The following is a 5371-nucleotide window of genomic DNA, read 5'->3' on the forward strand; positions in this document are numbered from 1 at the left end:
CTCGGTGAACCGCCGATGCGCAGTCGGGCCGGAGGGGCCGAAGCACGGCGGCAGTTGGGCCCAGGTGCACCCGGACGTCGCGACGAACACGATCGCCGCCAGCACCTCGCGATCCCCGTGGCGCCGACGGCCACCACCCTGTGGGCGCACCGGAGCGTCCGGCACGACCAACTGGAACAACTCCCACAGCTCATCCGGCACCAGCCGCTCAACGATCAGCACACCCGGAGTCTACTCAACCCACCCAAATGAGATGTCTTCTTAGAGAGGGGCTGTCATGACGATGGATTGCCTGCCAGGAATCTCGTGGACGGTCTGCCTGTTCGGGGTGGATGATCCGGTCATGCCGACTGAAGAAGAGCTCGTCTCCTGAGCCCGTGGGTCGCCGAGGCATGGTGGCGCGGACGCGTGCTGGAGGCATGGTGGCGTACGTAGCCGTCTGCTGGTGTCTGAGCAGAACCTTTACCGGGCGAGGGTCGAGGGCGAGGTGGTGCGGGCGCACGGAGGCCAGTTCGTGCCGGACCCGGTGGTCTGTCTGACCGGTGCCCTGGATCGCCCGGCGACATCGTCTGCGGTGCCGGCCACCCGAAGCGGGTGACCGGCGCCGGTCGGAGGGAGAGGCTGTGTCAAGCCCCTGGTGCAGGTTGCTGGATGTGAGCGGGGTCGCGCCGGCCCGTTCCGGCGGGGTTCAGGCTCAGTGGCCGGTCGCGGGCTCAGTCGTTGGTGGGCGCGGTGACGGTCACGGGGTCGCCGAACTCGGTGAAGGTGATCTTGTTCACGGTAGCCTGACCCCGGAGGGTCGTCCGCTGTTCGAAGCGGAGCGTGCGGCCCTGACTGTCGATCCACTGGTCGCAGTCGAAGGTGGTGATCTTGCCCTTCATCGAGCGGTAGGTCTTCGGGTCGATAGCGGCGATCTGCTCCACCTCCAGACGGCCGGACAGGTGGTAGGCGGGGGTGCCCGCGACGTCCTCCATGCCCTTGCGGGCCGAGGGGCCGGTGGTCAGCAGCAGCGCGGCGTACTTCGCGTAGTCCGCCTGGTCCTCGTCGGCGGAGCGCGGGATCTTGGCCCAGCCGCTGCCCGGCTTCGTCAGGTCACGGCTATAGGCGAAGTCCTCTGCGAGGACAACCTCAGTGTGAACGCCCTCCTCGCCGGGCGCGTCCACGGAGCGCAGCTCCATCCGGCCGGTGAAGGGCGCGTGGGGGTTGACCCGCCCCTTCGACGTGAACGCCGGTGTGCCGGCGACCTCGCTGGTCAAGGACATGACGGCGGAGTACGGCGCCCGCTTGGCGGCCAGGGCCTGCTCGGGGTCGAAGGCGCCCGGCACAGGACTCGTGGAAGTGGTGCTCGTGGAAGCGCCGGTGGGCGCCGCGGTGGTGGAGGCGGGCACCGGGCTCGGGGAGGCGGTCGGCGCGGCCGTGCCGGCGCCGTCGTCGTTGCAGCCGGTCAGAGCGGTGAGAGAGAGTGCCGTCGCTGCGGCGGCGAGCGCGATGGTGCGGCGCATGGTGACGAGAGCCCCTCGGGATTGAAATGGTGCGCTGATCTTGCCATATCAACTGATCGCATTGCCTGGAGGGGACTGGTGTGCAGCGCGGGGCGGCTGTTGCGGAGGTGGGGCCGCTCTCAGCCGATCGCCCACGTTCTCCCGTCGGCTTGGTCAAGGCCGGAGGTCGCACCCGGCTGAGCCGTGTCCTTCACCGGTGGTCGAGGGCTGGGACGGGGGCAGGCGCAGGGCCGAGCAGGCGGAAGTCCTGATCGTTGCACGCTCCGCTGCCGGCCGGATCGGGGGAGGGTTCCGCGACGATCACCGACGGCCTCCTGGACGACATGGCCACGGCCTGGCCACACCGCAGCTGACCCGCCACAAGGCGGTCCCCCCCGACTCCTCTCCTCGCCGACCAGGAAGGCAGCACCCGTGATGACCGACAGCACCCGCCCTGACCTCGCCGCCGCGCCCATCCCGCTGCAACTGTCCGCCAACCGCAGCCGGTTGCTGCCCGCGCACCGGGACCTGGGCCGGGTGTCCTCGACTCGGCGTTGGTGCGCGGTGCGATCCGGCTTCGAGGTCCCGTGCCGAGCCGGTCTTGGGGGCTGGCCTTGGAAGCGGGCTGGTCGGCATGAAAGCGGCCGGGTGTTCTAACGCCAGATGGCCCTGCTGCGGTAGCGGGGCCGGTGTTCACTGTCGCCGATGACCTCCCCGGAGTCGTTGATGCCGGTCGCGAAGCTGCGGATGGACCCGGGCGGGCGCTCCAGGAAGGTCGGCCTGCCGTCGCGGTCCCGGCGGACGGCCCAGCTGTCGCCGGCGCGGTCGGCAGCCGTCCCGGTCGCCACGTGCTGGTTGTTGATGTCCTCGACGCGACTCTCCGGGTAGCCGTCGGGCTCCTGGAGGCGCCTGGGCGCGCCGGAGGCGTCCCATGTCACCGCATGCGTCTTGCCGTGTCCTTCAACCGGTTGGCTCCGCTGGGCCCGGGTGCTGCGCCGACCTGTGCCCAGCCGTGCGGAGTTCGGTGCGACGCACGCGGCCTGGGTGCGCTGCCGGGTTCTCGGGTGGTGACGGCCCCGGCGGTGTCGGCGGTCCGTCGCGGGGTTTCAGGACTTGGGTGCGGCGAAGCGTTTGAAGGCCTCCCGGGTGCTCGGTCCGGCGATGCCGTCGATCGGACCGTGGTAGCTCTCGTGCTCCTTCAGCCGGCGCTGCAGGGCCTGGACGGTCTCGGTGTCGACGATGCCGTCGATCGCGCCGAGGTAGCCCCACTTCGCTTGGAGGAAGCGCTGGAGGGCTTTCCAGCTCTCGGTGTCCAGCAGGCCGTTGATCTCGCCGGGGTAGCCCCAGTAGAGCGCCAGCCAGTCCTGGAGGTACTCGGCCTCGGAGGTGTTCAGGCCGAGGTTCTCGACGGTTGTGAGCCGTGCGCCGGCCGGGGCGCCGGCCGCATGTGGGGCGGCCGGCGCGGGCGTCGCGAAGGCTGCGCCCGCGGACCCGCCGATGGCGATGGCGGTGGCGAGGCTGACGAGGGACCTCGTCATCGAGCTGGACCGCATGTGCTCCCCCTTCAAGATCGTGGGCGGCGTCCGGGGACCCTGAAGGGCCGATCGCCCACGTACCAGTGTCGCCTCCGCCGGTCGCGCCGAAAAGCCACCAATCGGGCTCTGCCCCACCGGATCACGCCAACTCGGCGCGGGCCGGAACACGCTCGCTGACGGTTCGTCAGCCCCATAAGCCCTGTCTCAACCACAACGACAACAGGGCCTCCGTGAACCACCCGGAACGGGATCGCACCCTCGAGCTGTCTGGAGGCCCTGCTCTCGCGCGCGGAAACCGCCGCAGTCACCCGATCGAGACTCCCGTTCGATCGACCGCCTTCGAGGTCGGTACGGGCGTCAACCACTTACATGCCGGGGTGCTCCGGCAGGGCGAGCCGGTCCGACCAGGAGATCTCGCGGCCGAGGAAGCGCGGCTGTTCGAACGGCCGGTCTTCGGCGATCCACTGCGGCACCAGCGCGTCGAGGGCCTGTTCGACCTTGCTGCCCACCAGCTCGTCCACCACCCACCAGGAGATCTCGCCGTCCGCGCCGGCCCTCTCCGGTGGGTCGATGTAGACACAGCCGAGGAGAGCTGTCTCGGTCGCGTCGAACAGCGCGTAGTTGAAGGACTGGTGTGCGGCGATCTCCTTCTCGTGCCGCAACAGGTCGGCCTGGTCGGCCTCGTAGGTCATGGTGGCTGCGGGCCAGCCCCGGGCCGGGCCGAGGGTGGTCCACAGCCGCTCGCGCGAACGCATCACAGCCGGATAGTCGAGCGGGGTGTCCGCCTCCCGGATCGGTCGCAGGTGACGGCCACCGCCCGGCAGCGGTACCAGGACGGGGTGGACGAAGTCATCGGGAAGCCAGCTCATGGCGGCCGACCGAAGCAGCGCGCGGCCGTCCGCTCTCGGTTCCGGCGGTGCTCGATTGGTGAGGAGACCACCCGTGGCCACCACCCAAATTCTCGCCGGGGCCGATTGTCTTTATCGGGACGGGAGATGGCCGAGTGGCGGGTACGGTTCCCGGATGACCGAAACCGTCTGTCCCGACAGGTCATCTGGCGCGTCTACGCGTTGACCGCTTCGCTCCGGCGCTTTTTGATGGTCGGTGGTCCTCCGAACGGGGTACCGAACCAGAAGCCGCGTGGGGGAAACATGCGACGTGAAGTTTCCCCGCTGAAATGGACAGCCTGATACTGGGACGGATGGTCCCATAGGAAGCAGTTCAGGTTGAGTGGCAAGAGCAACATGAGTAAGAAGACATCTCATTTGGGCTGGTTCCACAGAGCTGGAGGCACTCGCCGACCGCTGGACCACCGGGCACAGGCCCGACGACAGCGACGACATGACCGACGACGATCTACCGACGGCCCTACAAGGAGTCGCCCAGCTCGCGGCGTCTGCGGTGAGCACAGGCGCTCGCCTCTACAGCTGGAGCTTCTGACCGTCCGGCAGAACACAACCACCGAACCACCAGCTGTTCCCGGTCGCGAGTACGGCGGCCGTCCCGACCCTGAGAGCGCAGGAGGAACCGTCCCCCTATCCGGCACCGAATCCCAAGGCCGGCTGAGCCCCGACCCGTAGGAAAGATTGCTCCAGCTCCCGGACGACCAGCGAGTAGTTCCGCTCATCTCCGCCAGCGAGGTGAGGACATCTGCTCAGTCTGGACATGTTCGGCGAGGAGCGGCTGACCCCCGCGGGCGCGGGGAGGGCAGTGCCTCAAATCCTTCGGCGCGGGCGCAATAATAGGGGCCGTCCCATCCGGCGCCGGTCTGCAGCTGGCTTGTCGTGGTGGTCACAGCAGAAGCATCCCAGTAGTCCGGATGACCACCCAACAGGCAGCCCCCCGCGGTTTCTCGTGGGCTTCACTGTGATGATGATCAGGTGAAAGAAAACCTAGCCGCACCGACGCCCGTCATCCTTGGCATAGACGACCTCCGTCCACTCCCCAGAGTTACGCAGATTGCCCGCACCAGCCGAGAAGGCATCCAGCTCCTGCAAGAGCACCGCGACAGCTTCATTGACGAACTCTGGCTCGACCACGATCTCGGCGGCGACGACACCATCATGCCCGTGGTGACCCTCATGGAAGAAGCCGCCTTCAACGGACGGCCCTTCCAGATCGGAACGGTCTTCGTTCACAGCGCCAACCCCATCGGTGCCGAAACCATCGTCCGGTCACTCACACGCTGGAACTATCAAGTCCGGCGGGCAACGGCTTAGAAGTCATCTCATTTGGGCTTGTAGGCTGCTCGCGTGCTGATCGTGGAGCGTCTGGTGCCGGATGAGTTGTGGGAGTTGTTCCAGCGGGTGGTGCCGGCGGCGCCGACGCGTCCGCAGGGTGGCGGGCGTCGGCGTC

The 5371-nt window shown here is 68.4% G+C and carries 6 protein-coding genes; 1 reads left to right on the forward strand and 5 read right to left on the reverse strand.

Going from position 1 to position 5371, the window contains the following annotated elements:
* From PUR61_RS06790 to PUR61_RS06810, 5 genes are all read right to left on the reverse strand, one after another.
* Window positions 1-222, reverse strand: a 222-nt coding sequence (locus PUR61_RS06790) for a transposase (protein ID WP_329876681.1), incomplete at its 3' end; no start/stop codon positions are given.
* 491 nt (window positions 223-713) lie between these two features.
* The gene (locus tag PUR61_RS06795) at window positions 714-1502 is read right to left on the reverse strand and encodes an LppX_LprAFG lipoprotein (protein ID WP_329876683.1); all 789 of its coding nucleotides are present in this window, start codon (window positions 1500-1502) and stop codon (window positions 714-716) included.
* A 632-nt stretch (window positions 1503-2134) separates the two neighbouring features.
* Window positions 2135-2419: a hypothetical protein gene (locus PUR61_RS06800; RefSeq protein ID WP_329876685.1), complete on the reverse strand. Its 285-nt coding sequence runs from the start codon at window positions 2417-2419 to the stop codon at window positions 2135-2137.
* 168 nt (window positions 2420-2587) lie between these two features.
* Entirely contained in the window at window positions 2588-3034 is a 447-nt protein-coding gene (locus PUR61_RS06805) for a peptidoglycan-binding domain-containing protein (RefSeq protein WP_329876687.1), read from the reverse strand.
* A gap of 347 nt (window positions 3035-3381) precedes the next feature.
* Window positions 3382-3885 carry a GNAT family N-acetyltransferase gene (locus tag PUR61_RS06810; RefSeq protein WP_329876689.1) on the reverse strand — a complete coding sequence of 168 codons (504 nt, stop codon included), beginning with the start codon at window positions 3883-3885 and terminating at the stop codon, window positions 3382-3384.
* Between the two features lie 1011 nt (window positions 3886-4896).
* Here PUR61_RS06810 and PUR61_RS06815 point away from each other — a divergent pair.
* A complete protein-coding gene (locus PUR61_RS06815; RefSeq protein ID WP_329876691.1) occupies window positions 4897-5235 on the forward strand; it encodes a cyclic-phosphate processing receiver domain-containing protein in 339 nt (112 codons plus the stop codon).
* Window positions 5236-5371 lie beyond the last annotated feature (136 nt).

Origin of the sequence: Streptomyces sp. BE20 (assembly GCF_036322525.1) — a bacterium.
GTDB lineage: Bacteria > Actinomycetota > Actinomycetes > Streptomycetales > Streptomycetaceae > Kitasatospora.

Bases quoted from the DNA above. Each gene is read 5' to 3' on its own strand.
- PUR61_RS06810 (WP_329876689.1), bottom strand. From the start codon at position 3,885: ATGAGCTGGCTTCCCGATGACTTCGTCCACCCCGTCCTGGTACCGCTG.
- PUR61_RS06805 (WP_329876687.1), bottom strand. From the start codon at position 3,034: ATGCGGTCCAGCTCGATGACGAGGTCCCTCGTCAGCCTCGCCACCGCC.
- PUR61_RS06795 (WP_329876683.1), bottom strand. From the start codon at position 1,502: ATGCGCCGCACCATCGCGCTCGCCGCCGCAGCGACGGCACTCTCTCTC.